Consider the following 22,788-nt stretch of genomic DNA (forward strand, 5'->3'; position numbering starts at 1 on the left):
TATCGGTAGAAATCATAAGCAGATAATTGGTTAAATATTTGAATGTCAATAACTTAAATATACCAATTTTCTGCTTTTCCTGCAATATAAAACACCCATTTCTTAAGTCGAACTCACGTTAAAATAGTTAAAAGAAGGACCTATTAAAAATCATTAAAGGGGAAGGGCGTAAACGCCCACTTCCCCTTTATCGGTTATTTACCCAGCCACTATTGCCTAAATGAAGAATAGTAAAGTAAAAAGGAGTTCATTTATTAAACAACTAGAATGAACCTCTTAGGCCTATGGTTCCAGGACCCACCTGTAGTCTCCAACTAATTTTGTCCTTTGACATAACACCGGGATACCGCTCCTTGTTTAGGTATTTATCTATTGAATCCACTACCACTACACTTACTGCCACACTCAAAGCTACATCTGTAAGCCAATGGGCGCCACTCCAAAGCCTGGTAACCGGAGATAGCAACCCCAAAGCGTATAATCCGCCTTTGGCCCAAGGATTTTTAAATTGCTTGCCAATGGCATAGAATGTAGTAAATGCCAATATAGTGTGCCCGGAAGGGAAACTGTGATAGTGGGCCTCGTTACTGAATGGATTGAAGCTTCCCTTTCCTTCACTGGCGATAGGTCTTGCCCGACCTACAAAAGTTTTACTCACAGTTTGGATTAATCCTACCGCAGTGGCCGATGAAATTAAGAGCACCCCGGTTTTTCTGAATTTTTCATTCTTTGTGAAAAGCCCAATTAGATACACTCCTCCGTTAATGGAATAATTGTACAATGGTTTCCCAAGGTAATAACCTGTCTCCTTTAATACCCCAGGAACATCCTCTTCCTGCCTCCGAAACCAATCCGAACTATCTTCGTCAAACGCATATAGCGCCCCTGTTCCCAAGAGAATAGCCCCGGCAGTTATAAAATCGTCCTTTTTCCAGTGAAAAGGTCTGGAGTAAGCATGTTTTAACCCTCCAAAGGCACTTGCCCCATCATAGGCCAGCATTTCCCAAGAACTGATGGTATCCAGTGCTTGGGTTTGTGCCTTTAGCACAGGAAAACCCAATAAAAAGATAGGGATAAAAACTAAAAAATGGAATTTAAAATTCATTAAAACCCTGGTGTTGTTCATGGCAAAAATAACCAATTAAGGATTTAGTCCTAAATTTTAGTATATCTCTTATAGCTAAATATGTAGATATTTGTTATATGCCGAAACCACCTCTGCCATTAAAATGGTTCGACCATTCCCCTATTTCTTCCTATTATAGTCCTAGGACAGAACCAATTTATTTCCTCTAGTCGATCCTTATTGGAACATCTTATTTGAGTTCCAGATCTTGAATGCCGTTATTGGAATTACCTCTTATTTTTTCAAAGTCCGCAATTAATTCCTGAAGTTTTTCAGGATTGGATTTAGCCAAGTTCGTTTTTTGACTTGGGTCTTTTTCCAAATCATACAGCTGATATTCCTTTGAATTTCCAATTTCTATATTGACCGACTTAATAACTGCAGGCCCCTTGTAAGGTGGAATCATAGCCCAATTACCTTTTCTGAAGGCCGTTCTGGAGGTGGCTTCCAATACCAACTCTTTCCTTCCGTCCTTGGATTTTCCCATAAATACCTCCAAAAGATCTTCACTATCCTCACCTTTCTTATCACTACCCACCAAGGTGGCCATTGAGGTAAGCAAATCTATCTGACACACCAGGGCATCGGATTTACCTGGCGCTATTGTACCTTTCCAATAGGTGATAAATGGCACCCTAGTGCCTGCATCGAACAAACTATATTTACCACCTCTTAAAATTCCGGAAGGGGTATGATTGCCCAATTTTTCTACGGAGTCGTCATAGTAGCCGTCATTGACCACTGGACCATTATCACTTGAGAAGACGATCAAAGTATTCTCTAGGATTCCTTCGTCTTCCAGGGTTTTCATAAATTCACCTATCATCCAATCGGCCTCCAAAATAACATCGCCCCTTGGGCCCATTCCCGATTTTCCGGCAAAACGTGGGTGTGGTGTACGTGGTACATGTGGCTGTTGCAGGGCATAATACAAAAAGAAAGGTTTGCTTTTATGTTCTTTTACATACTGTTGGGCCTTGGCCAAAAAATGATCGGCCATGTCCACATCGCTCCATTTGGCAGCCTCCCCCCCTTTCATATAACCAATTCTCGGCACTCCATTTACTATACTGTTGTTATGACCATGGTGCCACTTCATGGTAGTCAGTTCCGGATTGTCCAAACCAGTTGGTTCCCCTTCAAAATTTTCCTTATAACTAACTTCTATGGGATCATTGGGGTCCAAGCCATCTACATAACCATCCGCAATGTACACAGTAGGTACCCTATCTTGGGTTGCAGCCAAAATATAGGAATAATCAAATCCAACTTCATTGGGACCAGGTGACACCCTTTCATTCCAATTCACATTTCCGCTTCCAAGTCCCAAATGCCATTTCCCCACAATTCCGGTGGTATAACCTTCTCCCTGCAACATTTTGGGCACCGTCATTTGGGTAGTATCTATAATCAAGGGAGCAGTTCCCGGTAATATTTTAGCATCTTTGTTCCGCCAAGGATACCTACCGGTTAAAATAGCATACCTACTTGGGGTGCAAGTGGCTGAGGATGCATAGCCATTGGTAAACTGTATACCCCCTTGAGCTAAAGCATCCATATTGGGGGTACTGATCTCGGTGGCCCCATAGGCACTCATATCGCCATAGCCAAGATCATCCATATAAATAAATACAATATTGGGCTTCTTAGTGGTTTCATCTGCAATGACTACTTTCTCTTCCTTGGATTTACACCCCACCAAAAGCAACACCATCATGGTTGCCTGGAACAAATTCCTTTTAATAATTTCCATTTTTCTATTAATTAATTTTAATGATTTTGGTTATCATAAACCCATATTACAGAACCCATATATTATTGATTCGTACCTTTTTGAATACTTTTATTTCATGCCCAATGAAACGTCGAAAGATCAAATTGATTACGTTTGGAGATCTGTCATGATAGGCGAATTGTTTTCTAGAACTTTAAACATACAGGTTGTGAAACAGCTATTTCATTTCCAGTAAATTCAAGGAGTCCTGTCTTTTGATCCACTTTAAAAACAGTTATGCTATTCGATTTTTGATTGGCCACCAATAAATATCTTCCATCTGGCGACAGGGTAAAATTCCGAGGCCAATCCCCTTGCACAGATTCTATCGTTAGAAGCTTTAAATTCCCACTTTCAGATACAGAATAAACAGCTATACTATTATGCCCCCTATTGGAAGCATATAGAAACTTTCCGTCCTTACTAATATGAATATCGGCACAGGCGTTGAATTCTTGGTAATCATCTGGAAGCGTACTCTTTTTATCAATTTTTGTAAACACTCCAGTCTCTTGATCCACAGATGCAGAAACAACGGTGCTGGAAAGTTCATTAATAACAAACACCCTGTTTTCTGTTGGGTGGAAAACTAGGTGTCTGGGACCATCCCCGGGGTCCAATTGCAGCCCTACTTTCGCCTTGTCCAATTTCTTTTCCGAATTTATGGGATAGGTCAAAACCTGATCAATGCCTAGATCTACGGCATATAAAAATTTTCCATTCTTAGAAAATTGAACACAGTGTGCGTGGGCTGAATTTTGGTTGGGGTGTGGACCACTTCCCGAATGTTGTATTCCTTGAGGAGCATCCAACACTACCCCCTTTTTATCAATGGGATATAGCACTATACTTCCAGAACTATAATTTGCAGCAGCAAGAAGGTTTTCATCGGGGCTTACCCCTACATAACAGGCCCCATCCCCTTTACTGGGGAGATTGGCCACTCTGGTCAGGGCGGTTTTATCTTTGTTCCATTGGAATGCCGAAACACTCCCTGGTTTGGTCCCATTTGAAGAATAGACTCTCTCCCCATCTTTTGATAGGTATAAATAGCCTGGCTTGTTCTCTTTGGCTACATGTCGACGATTGGAAAGTTCTCCTGTTTCCGTATTAAAGTCGAGTTGATAAATACCTTGTTCCTCCCCTTCGGCAAAAGTACCGACCAAGAGTTTTAGGCCTTCTTTCTCGATTTCTTGTTGATCGGCCGTCAAATTGGCCTTTTTGGGTTGATTTTTACACCCTACCACTAGCATCGATAAAATAATAAACATTAAATAATTTGAAGATCGTTTCATGACAAAATGGAATTGATTTTGTTAAATATATCCAATTGAATTTAAAAGCCCTTTACTTCTGCCCTTATTTTGGAAAAATGAACGGCCAGACCTTCAAAATCCCTTTCCCTTATCAACTTTTTATTGAAGAGCGAACTGCCCATTCCTACGCCCACAACACCAGCCTCAAAAAAAGATCTGATATTCTCCAAGGAGACTCCCCCCGTAGGTAAAAGCTTAATACTGTTAAGTGGACCGGAAATATCCCTTATAAATTGAACCCCAAGCTGGGTGGCCGGGAATATTTTTACAGCAGATGCCCCTAAGCTCCACGCCCTGTAAATTTCGGTTGGAGAATAGGCCCCTGGAAAAATTGGCACCCCTTTTGCCACAGCCGTTTTAATAACGACCTCATCTATAATCGGGGTCACAATAAACTGGGCTCCCGCAGCCACGGCCTTTTCATATTCTTCCATATTGCAGACCGTACCCGCACCCACATTTAGATCATTGAATTCACTCCTTAGTTTGGAAATCATCTCGGTGGCCCCAGCGGTATTCATGGTTATTTCAATGGTGTGCAGTCCCGCCTTGAGATATGCCTTGGCTATATCACGTATGACCTCCATGGATACTCCTCTTACAATACCCACAATGGGGGCCCTATTGTATAGTTCCCAAGAAAATGATTCTTTATTTAACATGTGTTTCTAAAATTTTTCGCTGGCCAACCAATAAGGCCGTTTCTATAATTTGTGGATCAAAACAAACAATTCGCTCCAAAGGCAGGAACGATTTCAAAGCCAGTTGGTACAATTCGTTCTGAATTCCGGCAACTGCAAGGTATACGGTTTCGTTCTTTTCCCTCAAGTGGCCCAACTCGGACCCAATTAACAATCCCGATAAATAGAAATAGTTTTCCCTACTGGAAATTTTATGTATCAAACTATTTGCCCTTATGGAAAAAAGTGAGGCCATCTGTTGGTTGGCAACGCCTTTTTTAACACCTTCCACAAAAACATCCATAAATGACGGGTTCCATCCTGCTTCCTCCACCGAAGCCGACAAAATACTGTGCTTGCCTAAAACCTCAAATAACTCGCCTGTCATATAGGTAGTGAAATCTATATATCTCCCAGCATCAAAATGGATATGCTTGCTGTGGGTACCGGGCAACAACAGAACCCCCTTTTCATCCCTAGGAAGGTAATCGGATAGCCCAATAGCCTGAATTTCCTCACCTCTCATCACATCGCGATCTGTTCTGGCTCCGGTAATTAAGAGAATGTTTAATTTATTATTGATCGATATCCATTTGCTAATTAGGTCTTCCCCACTAAAGGCCAAGGGCAGTTGACAGTACTCCAATTCCCGCATTCCTATGGAGGAGGACAGCATTCCAGAAGCCACCAAATGATAGTCTTCCAACCCGTTCAAACCCCACTTTCCCAGTTGCGCCAACAAATAATCGGCAAAATGGGATTCCTGGGACCGCACACTTTGCGCTGTAAATAATTGATAACACTTTTTAATCCCAAGATCGGTCCCAATTTCGGAAATTACCCTTAATGAATGGGTATCCACCAAACGGAGTCTAAAATTGGAGGTTCCCCAATCGCAGCTGATAAATTTTTCGGGTAGTCCCATGTTTGTCATAAGGCGTACGTTATGCTAATTTTTAATTAGATGAACTTATTGAAAATCCACTCCCATGCCTCTGGTTGTTATCCGTTTGTGTGGCTGGTAAATAAAAAAATGAAATTGGGTATTGTTCCCAAGATTCCAATATCTCCGAAAAATACATTAATTATTTCCATCCTTAAAATATAAATTGGAAGCAAAATAAGTATCGGCACAAATTATCCGCTAACATTTTGATGTCCGGGATACTCCAATGTAAATCTCTCCCCTCAATAGCCCAAACCACAATAAAAATGTCAGGAGAAGCGCGGAACCAAAAAAATCATCGATAAAATTTGGGGATTGGTATATAGAATCCGCGTTTCAATCTATTTCATTTAATTCTTGGCGCCCTTAGCAGGAAATTTGACATGAATTTTCATTTGAAAGGTTAAAAGCCATGAAAAAATATATTGTATTAACAATCCTTATTGCAGTTCAGTTTGCAAAAGGGCAAACAACGATTGATTCTGTCCAAAAAGTTTGGACTTTGGAAGCGTGTATTAACTACGCTCTAGAGAACAACATAAGTGTAAAGCAAGCCAAATTGTCCAAGAACATTACAGAAGCCAACTATCTGGCAACGAAATCCTTAAGATTACCGAACTTAAATGGCAATGCCTCCCAGAATTTCACTAACGGGAATTCCATAGACCCCATCACTAGCGATTTTGTTTCCCAACAGATCAATTCAACCAGTCTAGGATTGAACTCCCAGCTAACCCTTTTCCAGGGGAACCAGATCAACAATCAGATAAAACAGGGGAAGCTGCTTATTGATCAATATTCCCTTTATGAAGAAGAGGCCAAGAACAATATAACTTTGAGCATTACGGAAAGTTATATTCAATTGCTATATGCCAAAGAGAATATATTGATCGCTGAAAACAACCTTGAGGTATCACAAAAGGAAGAAGAGAGGGCCAAAGCCAGATTGGATGCCGGTTCCATTGCCATAAAGGAATATACCGATGCCCAATCGCAAACCGCCACAAACCGGTACCTTCTTATAAATACAAAAAACGATTATGCGCTGCAGCTTTTAACGTTAAAACAGCAATTGGAATTGCCGCCCAACACTAATTTTGAGATTGTAGATACAGATGAAATTATCCTAGACGTAGTCCCCGACCTAAATGAAGTCTATTCCGAAGCCTTGGAAAATCTTCCGGAAATAAATGCAGGCAAGATCAATGTTTCACTCTCCGAAAAAGATTTGGACATTGCCAAAGGAGGCTACCTGCCCACCCTCTCCTTAACGGGAAGTCTCGGTTCTGGCTACACCTCCACCCAGGATTATAATTTCACCGATCAACTGGACCTGAATTTCAACCAAAGATTGGGATTGTCCCTGAACGTCCCCATTTTTAATAGGAACAAGACCAAATCCGAGGTGCAAACGGCCAAAATCAATATTGATATGGCCAAATTGGAACTGGCCCAGGAAGAAAAAGACCTATACAAAAAAATAGAAACAGCCTGGCAAAATGCCATTACCTCCCAAAGTGAAATGGAAGCGGCAGATATGGCCAGAAATGCAGCAAAAGAATCCTTCAGGCTGGCACAAAAACAATATGAATTGGGAGCTCTGAGCACTACGGACCTTATCTTAAGCCAGAACACCTATACCAATACGGAACAAAATTATATCCAGACCAAATACCTTAGCCTGCTATACAACCAATTACTTCAATTTTATCAGGGAAACGACATTAAAATCCAATCTAATGAAAACTAAAAAAAGAATCATATTCGGCAGCCTTGCAATAGTAATACTAGCTATTGTAGCTTACAGCTTTATAAAAGACGATAACAGTGCTGCAATAGAAGCCAAGACCATTACGGCCAAAAAAGGTGAGGTTACCACCATGGTTACGGCAACAGGTACCGTAGAACCTATTACCCAAGTGGAAGTAGGTACACAGGTCTCCGGGGTAGTGGAAAAAATATATGTGGATTACAACAGTGTGGTCACCGAAGGACAACTCATAGCCGAATTGGATAAAACAAACCTTAGGGCTGCACTTACCCAGGCACAGGCAGCTTATGATAACGCAGTGAGCCAAAGGAACTACATGCAGACCATCTACAAACGTCAAAAAACACTTTATGACAATCAGGTGATCAGTAAGTCGGATTTTGACGACTCCCAATTTAATTTTGAAACGGCAAAAGGCACGGTGACCCAACGCCTATCCGACCTTGAAAGGGCCAGAACCAATCTAAGCTATGCCGATATTTATTCGCCCATAGATGGTGTAGTACTTTCCAGGGCCATAGACGAAGGACAAACGGTTGCGGCAAGCTTTAGTACCCCAACCCTATTTACCATTGCCCAGGATTTAAAGGAAATGCAGGTAGAGGCAGATGTTGATGAGGCGGATATAGGTGGCGTAAAAGATGGCCAAAGGGTAACTTTTACAGTGGATGCCTATTTAGGGGAAACGTTTGAAGGAACCGTAACCCAGATACGTTTGGACCCAACCGTAACTTCAAACGTAGTTACTTACACGGTAGTCATAAAAGCGGATAATCCGGATTTAAAATTAAAACCTGGTCTTACTGCCACCATTTCCATTTATACTTTGGAGTTAAAAAATGTCCTGACTGCCGAAGCCAAAGCCATCAATTTTAAACCTTCACCCCCAGTGATGATGGCCTATAATGAGCAACTAAATTTAACCGTTGAACCAACAAAAAGACAACCAAAACCAGATGAGGGAAATGGCACTAGGGTTTGGGTACTTGGCGAAAATGGGATCATTTCACCTAAAAAGGTCATTTTGGGAGCCAGTGATGGGGTCAACGTGCAAATTTTAAGCGGTATCGACGAAGGTGACCAACTGGTATATAGTTTAAAAACCCAGAGCAACCAAGAACTTGCAGGACCAGAGGGCGCAAGTGAAAGTCCGTTTATGCCGCAAAGACCGGGAGGAAATAAAAAAAAGTAAGCAGCCATGAGTAAAGAGATTATCAAAATTGAAGATCTGAAACGCGAGTTTACCATGGGCAACGAAACCGTCCACGCATTGAAGGGCATTTCGCTATCTATCAAAGAAGGTGAATTTGTTACCATAATGGGATCCAGTGGTTCTGGCAAAAGTACCTTATTGAATATTTTGGGCTGTTTGGACCAACCCACATCTGGCACTTATGACATTGATGGATTAGCGGTAAGGAACTTAAGTAAAAATGAATTGGCAACGATACGTAATGAAAAAATTGGGTTTATTTTCCAATCCTATAATCTGCTGGCCAGGACCTCAGCATTGGAAAATGTGGAATTGCCCCTTTTGTACAACAGTAAGGTATCCACGGAAGAACGTAAAGACCGCGCTATTAAAGCCTTGAAAATGGTAGGTTTGGGCGATCGCATGGACCATACACCTTCACAACTTTCCGGAGGACAACAACAAAGGGTGGCCATTGCAAGGTCATTGGTCAACAAACCTGTAATGATCTTGGCGGATGAGGCCACCGGAAACTTGGACACTCGTACCTCTTACGAAATTATGTCCTTATTTCAAGAATTGAACGAAAAAGGTATTACCATCGTTTTTGTTACCCATGAGCCGGACATAGCTACCTTTAGTAGCAGAACCATTGTCTTGAAAGATGGTAACATCATTAAGGACTACCTCAATAAAGAAATTCAATCAGCGGCTACTGAATTAGCCTTATTACCAGTAGAAGACCATTAAATATGAGACTACTAAATTTATTCAAAATAGCCTTTAATGCCATTATTCTGAACAAGGCCAGAACCTTACTTACCATGTTGGGTATCATTATAGGGGTAGCTGCGGTAATTGCCATGTTGGCCATTGGGGAAGGTTCCAAGGAAAGTATTCGCAGTACTATTTCCAGTATGGGCTCCAACATGATCACCATTAGTCCAGGTGCAGATATGCGAGGAGGGGTAAGACAGGAACGGAGCGTCATGGAATCTTTAACTCTTGACGACTATAAGGCTATTGAGCAACAGGCAGATCTATTAACTTATATAACGCCAGTGGTAAACGGGAACGGCCAAGTTATTAACGGCTCCAACAACTGGCCTTCTTCTATTTATGGAGTAAATCCCGACTATCTAAATATTAAGGTGATAGAACTGCAGAGCGGCAGTATGTTTACCGATGCAGAAGTGCAAACGGCCTCCAAAGTAGTTTTGATAGGCCAGACCGTTGTGGATAATATTTTTCCAGATGGTGGGGACCCAGTCGGCAAAATGATCCGCTTTAACAGTATTCCGTTTAAAGTAATCGGGGTATTGGAAGAAAAAGGGGAAAACACCTTTGGCCAGGATCAGGATGATGTGGTTATTGCTCCCTATACCACGGTACAAAAGCGTATTTTGGCCATTGACCATTTAAATCAGGTCATTGCCTCTGCCGTTAGTGAGGAGGATGCTCCGGATGCCGTAACCCAAGTAACGGAAATTTTACGGTCACAACATAAATTGACCGATAACGAAGACGATGATTTTCATGTGCGTTCTATGGAAGAATTAATTTCCACATTTAGTGCAACCAGTGAAATGCTCACTATTCTTTTGGTTGCGGTAGCAGGTATATCCCTACTGATCGGAGGTATTGGCATCATGAACATCATGTATGTTTCGGTCAAGGAACGCACCAAAGAAATTGGGCTCCGTATGGCCGTAGGCGGGAAGGGATCGGATATTTTAATGCAGTTTTTGATCGAAGCCATTTTAATAAGCATCACTGGGGGACTTTTAGGCGTAATCCTAGGGCTTGGTTCGACCGTGTTTATTGAAAAATTCTTACATTGGCCCACCGAGGTTGCATTATACTCCATCATAATTTCCTTTGCCGTTTGTGCCGTTACTGGAATATTTTTTGGATGGTATCCGGCAAGAAAGGCAGCAGCTCTAGACCCGATTACTGCATTGCGATATGAATAAGAACAAAGTAGATGATACTGAATAAAAAAAAGAATTTAATCCCTTTACTCCATCTTTTAACATGGGCAATATTAATAGGTTTACCCTATTTGCTTTCTGTGGGACAGGATCAGGAAAAAATCTTTAATCGTACCCTGATACACTCATGGATTCCCCTGTGCTTTTATGCCGTTATTTTTTACCTCAATTATCTTTATCTTATAGACAGGTTTCTTTTTAAGAATAAAACCTTACCGTTCATATTGATCAATTTTGCCATAATTGCCTTTTTCGTTTTTACCAACCATGAACTAAAGGGCTTTCTAATGGACCAGCTCCTCCCTAACCGCAACAACGACAAAGGGCCACCGAAAAATTTGTTTCTTTATGTGGACATGATCGCATCAATGGTGCCTATTGTATTTTCCGTAGCCCTAAAAACCACAGAACGCTGGTTCAAATCCGAGAACGAACGCAAAGAGGCACAGACTATAAAATTGCAGGCAGAGATTCAGCACTTAAAATATCAATTGCAGCCACATTTTTTCTTTAACTCCCTCAACAACATTTATGCCTTGGTAGATAGTTCCCCTAGCACTGCAAAAAAGACAATCCACAGTTTGGGCAAATTAATGCGGTACCTGCTGTACGATACGGATACCGAGAAAGTTGCGCTGCAAAAGGAAATCGACTTTATGACGCAGTATATAGAACTTATGAAACTGAGGTTTTCCAATAAGATTACTATATCGTATTCCTTTCCCACCGTTCCGCCAAATATTAAAGTGGTACCGTTATTATTCATTACCTTGGTGGAAAATGCCTTTAAACATGGTATTCCTGCCAGTAGTGAGGCCTCCTTGTCCTTTAAGATGGAAATAACGGATACCTTTCTTGTCTTTACTGCACAAAACCAAAATCTCCCCAAAAACGATTCGGATAAAAGCGGTTCTGGCATTGGGTTGGAAAACCTAAGAAAAAGACTGCAATTGTTATACCCAGATAGCCATAGCTTCGTTTATCAAGTCAAGGACGAAATCTTTACTGCTGTGCTAACACTTGAAATCTAATTGAAATGAACCCAAATAAAATAAGCTGTATAGTTGTAGACGATGAACCCATGGCATTGCAACTCATAGAGGGGTACGTTCAAAAAACGCCGTTCCTGGAGCTCAAAACCAAATGCGACAGTGCCATAGAGGCCTTAAGATATCTTGAGAAGGAGAAAGTTGACCTACTTTTTTTGGACATACAAATGCCGGACCTCACTGGGATTGGATTATCCAAACTAATCCCCAAAAGTACCCGTGTCATCTTTACAACAGCCTTTAGTGAGTATGCCCTTGAAGGTTATAAGGTTGAAGCTTTGGACTATTTGCTAAAGCCCTTCGACTACGAGGAGTTTGTAATCGCTGCCACCAAGGCCAAAGACTGGTTTGCCCTAGTAAAGGGTAGCGTCAAGGAAACTACCTCTGCCGACAAAAAGTTCCTCTTCGTTAAATCCGAATACAAGCAACTAAAGATCAATCTGGATGAGGTGCTGTATTTTGAAGGTTTGAAAGACTATATCAAAATTTGGCTTAAAGGTCAGCCTAAGGCCATCTTAACCTTAATGAATCTCAAAAGCTTGGAGCAAGAACTTCCAAAGGATAAGTTTATGCGTGTACATCGCTCTTTCATTGTTTCCTTACAAGCCATAGATGTTATAGAACGCAGTCAGATCATAATCGGAAACCAACGTATTACGGTTTCGGAAAATTATAAACCTGAATTTTTGGATTACATTGCCAAAAATAGTTTGGATTGATTTTTTTACTTTGAAATCTTTATGGATGCAATTCCACTTCCTAGTTTCCCTAAAAATAAAATTGGTCCGGGATCGGCCCTAGACCCCTGATTTTAAAGTTCTAATTAGATAAAACCTCTCGCCTGTGCTCAGGGAGATCGTAACCCATTTATCTCAATTTGTTCAAAATCCGATATGTATATTTCATTTAAACCGAACGCACCTTATTAAAACTTCATTAAGAACTGGCATTAGTCGGTTTTTCGTTTTTTAAACCACAGGTCCTCCAAACTCAAATTCAGGGTAAGTACATGGTAATTTTCCTTGACGAGTATATTTTCTATCAGTCCTGTGGAACCGTAGGAATAGGACAAATTGAGCATGGAATTATTACCACGGCCAATTGGAAGCCCAATCCCGGCCGTAAAATTATAGCCGTCTATTATTTGATCGTTAATGGATAAATATCCTGTGTCGTAGTTAAAACCAGTCCTATAACGAATACGCTGGCTAAATTTATAACTGGCAGCATTTTTTACGTATTCCAAACCAACCGCATAGATATCCTGATCTACGTATGTCCCGATATTCTCGGTCTGCCCGGTATCACTCCAGTAATTTTTTTTATAATCGGCATTTAAGGTAAAGGATTTTAAAAAGTTAGTGCTTAGCCCCAACCCCAATTCCAATGGCATATTGAAATCTGCCACAACATCACTTTCATCTTCTTCCACGTCCAATTCTACACCGTCCAGACTTTTTATTACAGAGCGCCTTACACTACCTTTTAAATTTGTTGGAAGTTGTACCGTACTTCCAATAGTGATTTTGTTCGAAAGATCGTATTGCAGCCCAAGACCAAAACGGAGGCCGTTGTAATTGGTATCCTCTGTGGAGACAAAACTACTATTGTAAAGCCCAAAGGACTCCTCCTCCTCAATCTTCCCAAACAATATGGAGAAACTGGCTCCAAATCTTAATTTATCAGTAATTCCATATCCTAGGTTAAGTTTAAAATCGCTCATCCCTCCAAGACCACTTACATTACTTTCAAAGGATTCTTCAGATCCCTCAATATTGGTTTTCACGCCTATCAAAGTATATCCTACATCGGTATAAGGTACCAGGGCAATACCAGCTCCAAGATTGTCCGCTATCCGGAAAGCGAGAGCCAGGTTGGAAAAGTTGAACGAAGTTTTTGCCTCGTCGTTTATCCTGTTGCTATAAATGTTGTGCTTTCCCCTAATACCCACATCATAAAAAAAGGAATTTTGGGGTGTTAACGCAAAATTGGCAGGATTTAAATTATTTATTTCCGTGTCCGACTTCAAAGCAATCCCAGAATATCCCATCCCATTGGTCCGCCCAATACTGGTCTGATTTATTACGCCGAGACCGTATAGTGAATAGGGTGAACTTGTGAGGCCCTCGGATTGGCCCAAAAGAGGAATTGTGGATAAGATTATTAAAAATAGGGCAAATAGGGATAGTTTATTCATCTTCATCATATATTGCATAGGTAAGTTCCAATTTCACACCTTGATCAGGGCCTTCTTTTCCCATTAAAACAAAACGGTCTACAGTACTATTGTAATTTTCTGGCAAAAGAATAATTGCATCTTCCGTTTCCCTTTCCCGTAGCAATAAACCTTCTATGTAGGTGGTCAGGGGTATTTCATAATAAATATCATTGAATTCTTGGCCATCACGGTTTAAAGTGGCTTGTACCGCTGCATTATCCACCCCCACCAATTGTTCGGTTAAATCGTTGTTCTGGTCTACTATAAAAAGTGATAGGTTGTCCCTAAGTGCCAGTTCATCATTATAGGACCCCAAAACCGGTCTTATTTTAAGAACAGCATTCAACAAGGTACCCTGACCCTGAATATCGAACAGGGTTTTTAAATTCGGAAATTCTATTTTGGTCGTATACCCTATACCGGACTGTATAAAACTTTGGTTATCCAATTCGGAACTGTTTAGGACCACTTCCCCATCCACTAGGGTCTTTAGGGTTTCGTTGGTTTCCACCACCGACATCTGATTAAAGAATGGTATTGGACTACTGGTCGTGTTTATTACAAAATCGGTAGTATATTGAGTACGACTATTCTCTTCAGAAATACTATAATACAATCTCATTGTACTGGTCGTAAAATTGAAACCTACTATAGAACCATCGTCATCGTCCCCGGGCTGAAAGGCAACCCCGTGAAAGTAGTCCTTAAATTCCTCGGTATTGGTAATATTCTTTTGTTGGAACTGTTCAAAAAGATCCAACCCCAAGGAGTCATTCAATTTAATATATAACGAATCGGTTCCCAAGGGTCTTGGGACAAAGGTTACAGATCCCAAATCTTCCTCAAAAAACCCCACCTTGCTGCTATTGTAAAAATCGCTCCCATCCGCCGGCTTTAAAAGCTCACTTAATTCCTTAATATGGATGGTATTGTTTTTTAGGGTGTCGTTATAATAGTAATTGTCATACTTCAAAAAGAAGGCGATACTATCGTATTCTGCCTCGGAATCTATAGAATAGCTATTGGGCAATAATTCTACATAACTGGAACTTTTTACGGCCCCAAAGACCGGGTCTATATATTTACCGACCAACATGCGGGAGGCCTGGGAAGTTATAAGGCTATCAAACTTCATGGTGTATGTCTCCACCTTCATGGTATCTATTTGCACCACCCGAATATTACTGTCTGTAAATGTCCCGCCCGCTACAAAGTCGGAATCATTAATAGCATCCGTGCTACAGGAGTCCATTAATATCAGCAAAGCAAAAAATCCAAGGAGTTGTTTCATTCGATTATTATTTAAAGTCAAAAGTAAAAGCGTTTCCCTAGCTCGGAAACCCCAATAGACCAACCCATTGACTTATAAGACCAAAAGGCGAATTTTAGCTATTAAATACCCTCTACCATTGGTAGATAAAATACCCGTTTACATATGTTAAATGGGTGCCTTTATCTATTTAAGTTTCAAACACCGGGTTCGCCATCTAGTTTTGAAAAAAAAATAACTGATGAAATACATTTATAACATGAAGGGAAGGATAAACCACATTAAAATGATAACGATGGCCAGCGTAACACTTTGTTTAATGGCTAGTTGTTCCAATGACGATGACGATGAGGATGACTTGGGCAACTGGACGGACAAATCCGTTTTTGATGGAAGTCCACGTAGTGGCAGTGCCTATTTCACCATTGGTAACATTGGCTATAGCGGTGTGGGTTATGACGGAGATGATTATCTTACCTCATTCTGGTCCTATAATATGGATGGTGATTACTGGTCCCAAAAAGCCGATTTTCCGGGTACTGCAAGGAATGCCGCAGTAGGTTTTGCCATCAATGACAAGGGATATATAGGTTCTGGTTACGATGGATTGGACGAACTGTCCGATTTTTATTCTTACGACCCTGCCAGTAATACATGGACAGAAATTGCAACATTCCCCTCTACCCCTAGGCGAAGTGCTGTCGCCTTTGGAATAAACGGCTATGGCTATTTCGGCACTGGTTTTGACGGGGACAACGACCGTAAGGACTTCTGGAAATACGATCCCAACAGCGATAGCTGGTCGGAGTTGGTAGGCTTTGGCGGGGATAAAAGAAGGGCTGCCACTACTTTTACCATAGGTGAAACGGTTTATATGGGAACAGGGGTATCCAATGGCATTTATTTGAATGATTTTTGGGCTTTTGACGCCAGTACAGAAAGTTGGACACAAAAATTGGATTTGGATGAAGATGATGATTATACCATTGTGCGCAGCAATGCGGTAGGTTTTACCCTAAATGACTATGGATATATTGCCACAGGAACCTATGGCGGCACCTTACAATCTATCTGGGAATATGACCCTAGTACAGATTCTTGGGAATCCAAAACAAGTTTTGAAAGAACCTCCAGACAGGACGCCGTGGTATTCTCCAATAACGTACGGTCATTTATAGGCCTTGGCCGTACAGGAAGTCTGTATTTGGATGATTTGGAGGAGTTCTTGCCATTTGACGAATACGACGACGAAGATTAGTGTTTTTAATTAGGTTTACTTATTGATTAGCAAAAAGAGCTGTGCTGTTTAGCATAGCTCTTTTAAAATTGAAAAAATAGATGAAAAGAATATTAGTAGTATATGTTTTTATGGCAATCTTATCCGGACTTCTATTTTTGGGCTTTTCCAATTACACCATCGGTGCAACGGAAGGTAACTTGTTGCTCCATTCAGAAATATTGAATTTGGAAAATGGTTATGGTTATCAAATAAAATTAGATAACAGGGTACTTATACGGCAGGAATACATTCCTGTACTTCCAGGAAAAAAGCCATTCGCAACCGCAGAGGACGCTCAACGTGCTGCCGATAAGATTATTCGTAAATTACAAAATAAGGAAGATCCAATTTTGACATTTTCCGAATTGAAGGAATTGGAGATTCCAGAATTTAATATTTACTAGGGAAGTATATGGTTCTTGATAAGAAAAATATTCCGCAATGGCTTGTTCACACACTGTTATGGTGTACACTGTCCGGTATATTGTTTTATCCCTTTTTTGCCGGGACCAGGAACCTTACCTATGGTCTTGCCGCCAAATTATTAATTGCCGTAGCACTTTTTTACTTCAATTATTATTATCTAGTGCCCAAATTTTTGCTAAAAGGTCATAGATGGACCTATATCATTATATCCATACTATTGCTTTTGTCCATTGCCTTTTTTACAACTGTCACATTCCCTCCGGTTCCTCCGGATGACTTTGTTCCAAGGGGAATGCATTTACGCCCCCCAAGGGAAAGCAGTTTAAGGGTAATTCGATTTACACTGATGACTACTGTTATCTTTGCCATTCCCCATATTTTTAGCACTATGCTAAAGCTGTATACGGAATGGCAAACCAATGAAGATCTTCGGAAATTGGTAGAAAAGGAAAAAATACAGTCCGAGCTCCAATTTTTAAAGACCCAATTAAACCCACATTTTTTCTTTAATTCCTTAAACACTATCTATTCGCTTTCGGTAAAACAATCCTTAGACACCCCAGAGGCAATCATTAACTTATCGGAACTTATGCGATATATGTTATACGAGGCCAATAAGGCCCATGTACCCTTAAACAAGGAACTGGAATACATAAAAAGTTACGTATCATTGCAACGGCTTCGAACGGCCAATTGTGAAAATGTAACCCTAAAAATATCGGGCGAGGAGAAGGGAAAATTTGTCCCTCCCCTTCTGTTCATTTCCTTTATTGAAAATGCCTTCAAATACGGAACCGATTACAACGGCAAAACCTATGTTAAAATAAACCTTTCCATAAACAATAAGTCCATAAATCTACAGGTGACCAACAAAATTGGGGCATTTAAAGCAAAGTCTGGAAGTAGCGGCGTGGGGCTGGAAAACGTTAAAAATAGATTGAACTATTTGTACCCGCATTCCCATGTTTTGTTGATCAATGACGATGGAAAGACCTATGAGGTAAACTTAACTCTAAATTTAAAAAACTATGAATTGCATAATCATTGATGATGAGCCCTTGGCTATAGATGTTTTGGCAGACTATTGCAAAAAAATAGATTTTACCGAAGTAGTAGGCACTTTTACCAATCCTTTGGATGCCATTAAAATTATTAAGGAAAAGAAAGTTGATGTAATTTTTTGTGACATTGAAATGCCGCAAATAAGTGGGCTGGAATTTATAAGCGCTTTGGAAAACAGGCCCTTATTTATTTTTACTACCGCCTATGCACATTATGCCGTAGAAGGATTTGAACTTAACGCCGTAGATTACTTGGTTAAACCGATTCCTTACCATAGATTTATAAAGGCCATCTCACGATCCAAAGAAATTTTGGCTCAGAAGGTACAACCCAAGGAGGGCAATATTTTTCCTTCAATTGGAGGACAGGGGGATACCCAAAGGTTCATTTTTGTAAAATCCGAACACGAGAACATCAAAATAAACCTGGACGATATAGAATACATTCAAGGCCTCAAAGATTATTTAAAGATTCATATTAAAGGTACCAACAAGACCATCTTGACACTTCTAAGCTTTAAGGACCTTTTGGACAAGCTACCCCAAAACCAATTTATTCGGGTTCATAAATCTTTTGTAGTGAACGTTAATGTCATCAAGACCATACAAAGGAACCGGATTGTAATCAACGATACCCGAATCCCAATCGGAGAAAGCCATAAGACCCAATTCTTCGCGTTTTTGGGATTGTAACAGGCCTGATCGTCAAGAATGGGGATAAGCGGTTTACACGTTACAAGTTTCCTGTTGACAGAATGAATGAAAAATGGGTGTATTTCTTCCTTGCTACCCTATTACTTATAATCGTTATTGCCCAATTCTTTCTTATTGTGGAGCATTTGTTTTTCTAACTTTCCCAATGATCAGCGATAATTTGATGTATTTCCTCATTGCCTTCGTCAAGATCGCCCAGTAATTCCCTTTGTTTCAGTATTTCGGCTTTCATTCCGGAAATAACATCCCGATATTCGGAATCGTTATATGCATTATGAAGTTCATTGGGGTCCTTTTCCAAATCGAAAAACTCCCAATATTTATCTGGTTGTTCTTCCTTGGTATACCCGTTTACTTTGAGTCCGTTTCCATAATAAAACGCCAGCTTGTAGCGCTCCCCTCGAATTCCGAAATGGCCTGGGCGATCCTTGGAATGGTCCCAATACCTGTAGTAACCATGCTTGCGCCAATCCGTAGGGGTATTTCCCTTTAGGTTCTCACGAAAACTGTGGCCTTGCATGGTTTCTGGATATTCAATTCCCGCATAATCGGCGAACAGGGCGGAGAAATCGGCATTTTCAATAATATCGGTATTTCGGGTGCCAGCTGGAATCTCCTTTGGATACCTTATTACAAAAGGCATATGAATGGATTCCTCATAAATTAAACGTTTGTCGAACCAACCGTGCTCCCCTAAAAAATATCCCTGATCGGCAGTATAGATTACTATGGTGTTTTCTGCCAATCCGGATTTTTCCAAATAGTCCAACAACCTACCTATATTGTCATCAATGGCAGCTCCGCAGCGCATAAAATCCTTTACAAATTTCTGATAGGTCTTCATCCGTGCCTCATCGGCACTCAAGCCCTCAACCGAAAAGGGCAATTCCGGATAGTCCATATAATCCTTTCTCAATGATGGATCGGCAGTGGCGGCCAAATACCGTTTTTGAAGGTTGTCTATGGATTGTCCTTTAAAGACCCGCCCAGTAGTTTCCGCTCCTTGATCATAAAAAGAATCCGGTACTGGAATTTCCTCATCGCGATACAAATGGCTAAACCGTTCAGGGTAATCATAAGGTTCGTGTGTGGCCTTAAAATGGCACATGGCCATAAAGGGTTTGGATTTGTCCCTATTTTCTATCCATTCCATGGTTTTATCTGCAATAATATCGGTACTAAAACCTTCTACGACCTTTCCGCCCCCATAATAATCTTCCCAATTGTCCGCTGTTTTTAATCTTGGGTTCCAATAATCGCCCTGCCCTGGAAGAACGGCATAATAATCAAATCCTGCCGGTTCCTGTTTTAAATGCCATTTCCCTATAATAGAGGTGGCATACCCTCCCTTTTGAAGTTCCTTGGCAATATTATTGTGCTTTGGGGATAAGCCTGCCCCCAGGGTAGTAACCCCATTTATATGACTGTACTGCCCTGTAAGTATCGTTGCCCTACTGGGAGTACAAATGGAATTGGAAACCAAACAATTCTCCAACACACAGCCTTCGGCCGCCAATCTTTTTATATTTGGGTTATGCACATAATCCTTGAGAATTCCCCCATAAATCCCCCATGCTTGGGCCGTATGGTCATCGGACATTATAAAAAGAATATTGGGTCTTTCCGACTGGACCCCTGATTTTTCTTCAGTCTTATTCTTACAGCTTGAGGTAGTTAATAATAGTACTGTAAGAATAAGGGCAAAAAAGTATTTTATTTTCATTAGGTATTTATTAGGGCTTAATATTAATAAAATTCGCCTTTAAAACCAATGAATATGTCCTTCCATTGAAACTATGGCCATAAAATCATCCCATTACTGCTTATTTTCATCTGCTAGATATCATCTTTAAAATACATCCTTGTCCAAATTTCCCATACAAGTTTCAGGATTTTAGCAAATAGGGGTATATCAACTATTCCAATTTTAAGGCTTTGATATCTGTAATGAGTTGGGCTATGGATGCCCTGTTCAACCCATTATAAATACCCCTAATATGTTTGTTTTTATCTATCAATAAAAAGTTTTCCGTGTGCAAAAAGTCGTTTATATCCTTTGGCACCCCCAAATCGTTCTCTACAAAATATTGATTTCTTCCCAGGTTGTAAATTTCCGTTTTGTCCCCTGTAACCAAATGCCATTTATTATTTATTACTCCGTTTTTTTCAGCATAATTCTTAAGTATGGGGACAGCATCTATAGAGGGAGTTACCGAATGTGAAAGTAACAATACCTCCGGATCGTCCTTAAATGCCTCCTGGACCTTTACCATATTCCCAGTCATCTTTAAACATATGCCGGGACAGGTCGTAAAGAAGAAATCCGCTATATAGATTTTGTTATCAAATGTCTTTTGGGAGACCGTATCCCCCAATTGATTTACCAAACTGAAATCCGGAATTTTGTGGAAACTCTTTTCCTCTTCACTATTGGGGGTTAACCAATATGGCGTAAAGGATTCATCGCTATAGTAGGGAAGATATTCCACCCTACTGGTCTCCTCTACTTCAACAGTCTCTTTTTTTACTTGATTCTTGCAACTAGTAAAAAATGCCAACCAACAAACCAACACCAACCCCTTATTCTTAATCCCTAACAACAACTTCATCTTCCAATTTATAACATGAATTAGCCCTGAGCATTCCAAAAATGCGTCCGTTTTTGGCCTCATAATTAACATATAATTTCCCATTGGGCAGCCAAGCCTTTTGCAATCCTTCCTCATTTCCCTTCACCAATTGCCTAACTTTGGAAAGTTGCCCAGTAGCATACCATTGTTTTTCTTCCCCTTGCTTTAGGCCATTAACGTAATGGGATTCTTCTGCCAACACCCCATTTTCCCACCAGCTTTTGTACACCCCCACCAACTTATTTTGACGATAGGTAGACTCTACCCTAAGCACTCCGTTTATAGACCATCTTTTTGCCACCCCTTCCCTTTTGCCTTTTAGAAACCCCCATCTTTCGGCCAAAGTATCATTTGGATGAAATTTCAACGAATACCCATTGTAAGGCCGGTTTTTGTAATACCACTTGCCTTCAATTTGGTTAAGGACCAAATCCTGTTTGAATACCTCAACATTGTAAATTTCTATGGCATCCCCCTCCACCCTTTTTATATCATTGGCGTCTTTACAGTTTATAAGGGATAAGGCAGTCACAATTAATAAAAGTAATGGTCGCCTAGTCCTTTTTTTTTAGTATCCCTGATATGGACCGGCAAAGGCCAAATAAGATCCTGTTGTTGAATACAATTCATTGATGATGTGATAGTGGTACTCCTCTTCACCATCTGTATATTGGGTTGCCGTAGTATGGCCTCCAGAGGAATCCAAATCTGTTGGGTAGGTCCCGGTGGAAGTACATTTTCTGCCATAAAGAAAAACCCCGTCCAAAAGTATCCCCACTAGATTCGCATCGTCATCGGTGAAGGCTTTGGGCTCCAAATGATAATGGTATACTCCAGGGCCTATATGGGCCCCCGTCCAGTCCAGACTGGCTGCAGCTTGGTTTAATGGGCCGCCTCCTTCCTGATCGTTAAAGATGGAGGCCCCGCTTACGGCAATACCAATAGTATTCAGCTGAGTGGATACGGTACTTCCCGTTAAATTGGGAGTGGCATCTACTGTAATTGTGGTGGCATTATTGTTGCTGGACATGATGCTTGGCGTTCTATCCACATCGGGTTCCTCTTTATAAAGGGCATTGCCTTCTCCCCAATACACGGTTTCATGGTCGGGCAGACCAGTAGTTTCTATAACTACATTGGAGCCGTCCAAAAAAATTGTGGTGGCGTCGGAATTGAATGCTGAAAATGCAGCGTGCAATTCGGTCACCGCAGTTTCTTCAGTATCCTCATCGGAAGCACTATCTGCACTACAGGCAATTAAGGTTGTTAATAGCAAGGCCAGAGCCAGTGCCATGGCCGCCATATTTTTTTTCAATTTTCCTTCTTTTTTCATATCTATTGTTTT

At 40.7% G+C, this 22,788-nt stretch carries 21 protein-coding genes; 10 read left to right on the forward strand and 11 right to left on the reverse strand.

Annotated features, from left to right (window positions below; genetic code table 11):
- Positions 1-262 precede the first annotated feature (262 nt).
- The 5 genes from QSE00_RS22590 to QSE00_RS22610 all read right to left on the reverse strand — a co-directional run bounded on the left by QSE00_RS22590 (position 263) and on the right by QSE00_RS22610 (position 5,830).
- Complete coding sequence (locus tag QSE00_RS22590; RefSeq protein WP_286107617.1) at positions 263-1,105, reverse strand: phosphatase PAP2 family protein; 843 nt, start codon at positions 1,103-1,105, stop codon at positions 263-265.
- A 211-nt stretch (positions 1,106-1,316) separates the two neighbouring features.
- Positions 1,317-2,879 (reverse strand): sulfatase family protein, encoded by a 1,563-nt coding sequence (locus tag QSE00_RS22595; RefSeq protein WP_459076855.1) that lies wholly within the window; start codon positions 2,877-2,879, stop codon positions 1,317-1,319.
- A gap of 167 nt (positions 2,880-3,046) precedes the next feature.
- The gene (locus QSE00_RS22600) at positions 3,047-4,195 is read right to left on the reverse strand and encodes a lactonase family protein (RefSeq protein ID WP_286107618.1); all 1,149 of its coding nucleotides are present in this window, start codon (positions 4,193-4,195) and stop codon (positions 3,047-3,049) included.
- Positions 4,196-4,236: 41 nt separating this feature from the next.
- Entirely contained in the window at positions 4,237-4,878 is a 642-nt protein-coding gene (locus tag QSE00_RS22605) for a bifunctional 4-hydroxy-2-oxoglutarate aldolase/2-dehydro-3-deoxy-phosphogluconate aldolase (RefSeq protein ID WP_286107619.1), read from the reverse strand.
- Positions 4,868-5,830 carry a 2-dehydro-3-deoxygalactonokinase gene (locus tag QSE00_RS22610; RefSeq protein WP_286107620.1) on the reverse strand — a complete coding sequence of 321 codons (963 nt, stop codon included), beginning with the start codon at positions 5,828-5,830 and terminating at the stop codon, positions 4,868-4,870. Before QSE00_RS22610 ends, QSE00_RS22605 begins: the two co-directional genes overlap by 11 nt.
- A gap of 424 nt (positions 5,831-6,254) precedes the next feature.
- On the opposite strand from QSE00_RS22610, the gene QSE00_RS22615 reads away from it, so the two are divergent.
- From QSE00_RS22615 to QSE00_RS22640, 6 genes are read left to right on the forward strand one after another with little or no spacing between them, the layout of a single operon-like run.
- Positions 6,255-7,592 carry a TolC family protein gene (locus QSE00_RS22615; protein WP_286107621.1) on the forward strand — a complete coding sequence of 446 codons (1,338 nt, stop codon included), beginning with the start codon at positions 6,255-6,257 and terminating at the stop codon, positions 7,590-7,592.
- Complete coding sequence (locus QSE00_RS22620) at positions 7,582-8,805, forward strand: efflux RND transporter periplasmic adaptor subunit (protein WP_286107622.1); 1,224 nt, start codon at positions 7,582-7,584, stop codon at positions 8,803-8,805. Before QSE00_RS22615 ends, QSE00_RS22620 begins: the two co-directional genes overlap by 11 nt.
- A 6-nt stretch (positions 8,806-8,811) precedes the next feature.
- Positions 8,812-9,555 (forward strand): ABC transporter ATP-binding protein, encoded by a 744-nt coding sequence (locus tag QSE00_RS22625; RefSeq protein WP_110358385.1) that lies wholly within the window; start codon positions 8,812-8,814, stop codon positions 9,553-9,555.
- A gap of 2 nt (positions 9,556-9,557) precedes the next feature.
- A complete protein-coding gene (locus tag QSE00_RS22630) occupies positions 9,558-10,778 on the forward strand; it encodes an ABC transporter permease (RefSeq protein ID WP_110358384.1) in 1,221 nt (406 codons plus the stop codon).
- A gap of 11 nt (positions 10,779-10,789) precedes the next feature.
- On the forward strand, positions 10,790-11,827 hold the full coding sequence (locus tag QSE00_RS22635) for a sensor histidine kinase (RefSeq protein ID WP_286107623.1): 1,038 nt from the start codon (positions 10,790-10,792) through the stop codon (positions 11,825-11,827).
- A gap of 5 nt (positions 11,828-11,832) precedes the next feature.
- Positions 11,833-12,564, forward strand: coding sequence for a LytR/AlgR family response regulator transcription factor (locus tag QSE00_RS22640; protein WP_110358382.1), 732 nt, complete (start codon positions 11,833-11,835; stop codon positions 12,562-12,564).
- Positions 12,565-12,794: 230 nt separating this feature from the next.
- Here the strand turns inward: QSE00_RS22640 and QSE00_RS22645 are convergent, their stop codons facing one another.
- Together QSE00_RS22645 and QSE00_RS22650 are read right to left on the reverse strand one after the other, a co-directional pair.
- Positions 12,795-14,042 carry an OmpP1/FadL family transporter gene (locus QSE00_RS22645; RefSeq protein WP_286107624.1) on the reverse strand — a complete coding sequence of 416 codons (1,248 nt, stop codon included), beginning with the start codon at positions 14,040-14,042 and terminating at the stop codon, positions 12,795-12,797.
- Positions 14,035-15,354 (reverse strand): DUF4270 family protein, encoded by a 1,320-nt coding sequence (locus QSE00_RS22650; protein ID WP_286107625.1) that lies wholly within the window; start codon positions 15,352-15,354, stop codon positions 14,035-14,037. Before QSE00_RS22650 ends, QSE00_RS22645 begins: the two co-directional genes overlap by 8 nt.
- Positions 15,355-15,574: 220 nt before the next feature.
- Between QSE00_RS22650 and QSE00_RS22655 the strand changes: the two genes are divergently transcribed.
- From QSE00_RS22655 to QSE00_RS22670, 4 genes are all read left to right on the forward strand, one after another.
- Positions 15,575-16,591, forward strand: coding sequence for a Kelch repeat-containing protein (locus QSE00_RS22655; protein ID WP_286107626.1), 1,017 nt, complete (start codon positions 15,575-15,577; stop codon positions 16,589-16,591).
- 80 nt (positions 16,592-16,671) lie between these two features.
- Positions 16,672-17,016, forward strand: a complete 345-nt coding sequence (locus tag QSE00_RS22660) for a DUF4907 domain-containing protein (RefSeq protein ID WP_286107627.1) — start codon at positions 16,672-16,674, stop codon at positions 17,014-17,016.
- An 8-nt stretch (positions 17,017-17,024) separates the two neighbouring features.
- Positions 17,025-18,086, forward strand: coding sequence for a sensor histidine kinase (locus QSE00_RS22665; RefSeq protein WP_286107628.1), 1,062 nt, complete (start codon positions 17,025-17,027; stop codon positions 18,084-18,086).
- The gene (locus QSE00_RS22670; RefSeq protein ID WP_110358376.1) at positions 18,067-18,792 is read left to right on the forward strand and encodes a LytR/AlgR family response regulator transcription factor; all 726 of its coding nucleotides are present in this window, start codon (positions 18,067-18,069) and stop codon (positions 18,790-18,792) included. The genes QSE00_RS22665 and QSE00_RS22670 overlap by 20 nt, the downstream gene beginning before the upstream one ends.
- Positions 18,793-18,946: 154 nt before the next feature.
- Here QSE00_RS22670 and QSE00_RS22675 read toward each other — a convergent pair whose 3' ends face one another.
- From QSE00_RS22675 to QSE00_RS22690, 4 genes are all read right to left on the reverse strand, one after another.
- Positions 18,947-20,536 carry a sulfatase family protein gene (locus tag QSE00_RS22675; RefSeq protein ID WP_110358375.1) on the reverse strand — a complete coding sequence of 530 codons (1,590 nt, stop codon included), beginning with the start codon at positions 20,534-20,536 and terminating at the stop codon, positions 18,947-18,949.
- Between the two features lie 193 nt (positions 20,537-20,729).
- Positions 20,730-21,422, reverse strand: coding sequence for an SCO family protein (locus QSE00_RS22680; RefSeq protein WP_220020941.1), 693 nt, complete (start codon positions 21,420-21,422; stop codon positions 20,730-20,732).
- On the reverse strand, positions 21,400-21,975 hold the full coding sequence (locus QSE00_RS22685; protein ID WP_286107629.1) for a toxin-antitoxin system YwqK family antitoxin: 576 nt from the start codon (positions 21,973-21,975) through the stop codon (positions 21,400-21,402). The genes QSE00_RS22680 and QSE00_RS22685 overlap by 23 nt, the downstream gene beginning before the upstream one ends.
- Positions 21,976-22,011: 36 nt before the next feature.
- Positions 22,012-22,776: a YHYH protein gene (locus QSE00_RS22690; RefSeq protein WP_286107630.1), complete on the reverse strand. Its 765-nt coding sequence runs from the start codon at positions 22,774-22,776 to the stop codon at positions 22,012-22,014.
- Between the last annotated feature and the right edge of the window lie 12 nt (positions 22,777-22,788).

Source organism: Arenibacter flavimaris, assembly GCF_030291335.1.
Lineage (GTDB): Bacteria > Bacteroidota > Bacteroidia > Flavobacteriales > Flavobacteriaceae > Arenibacter.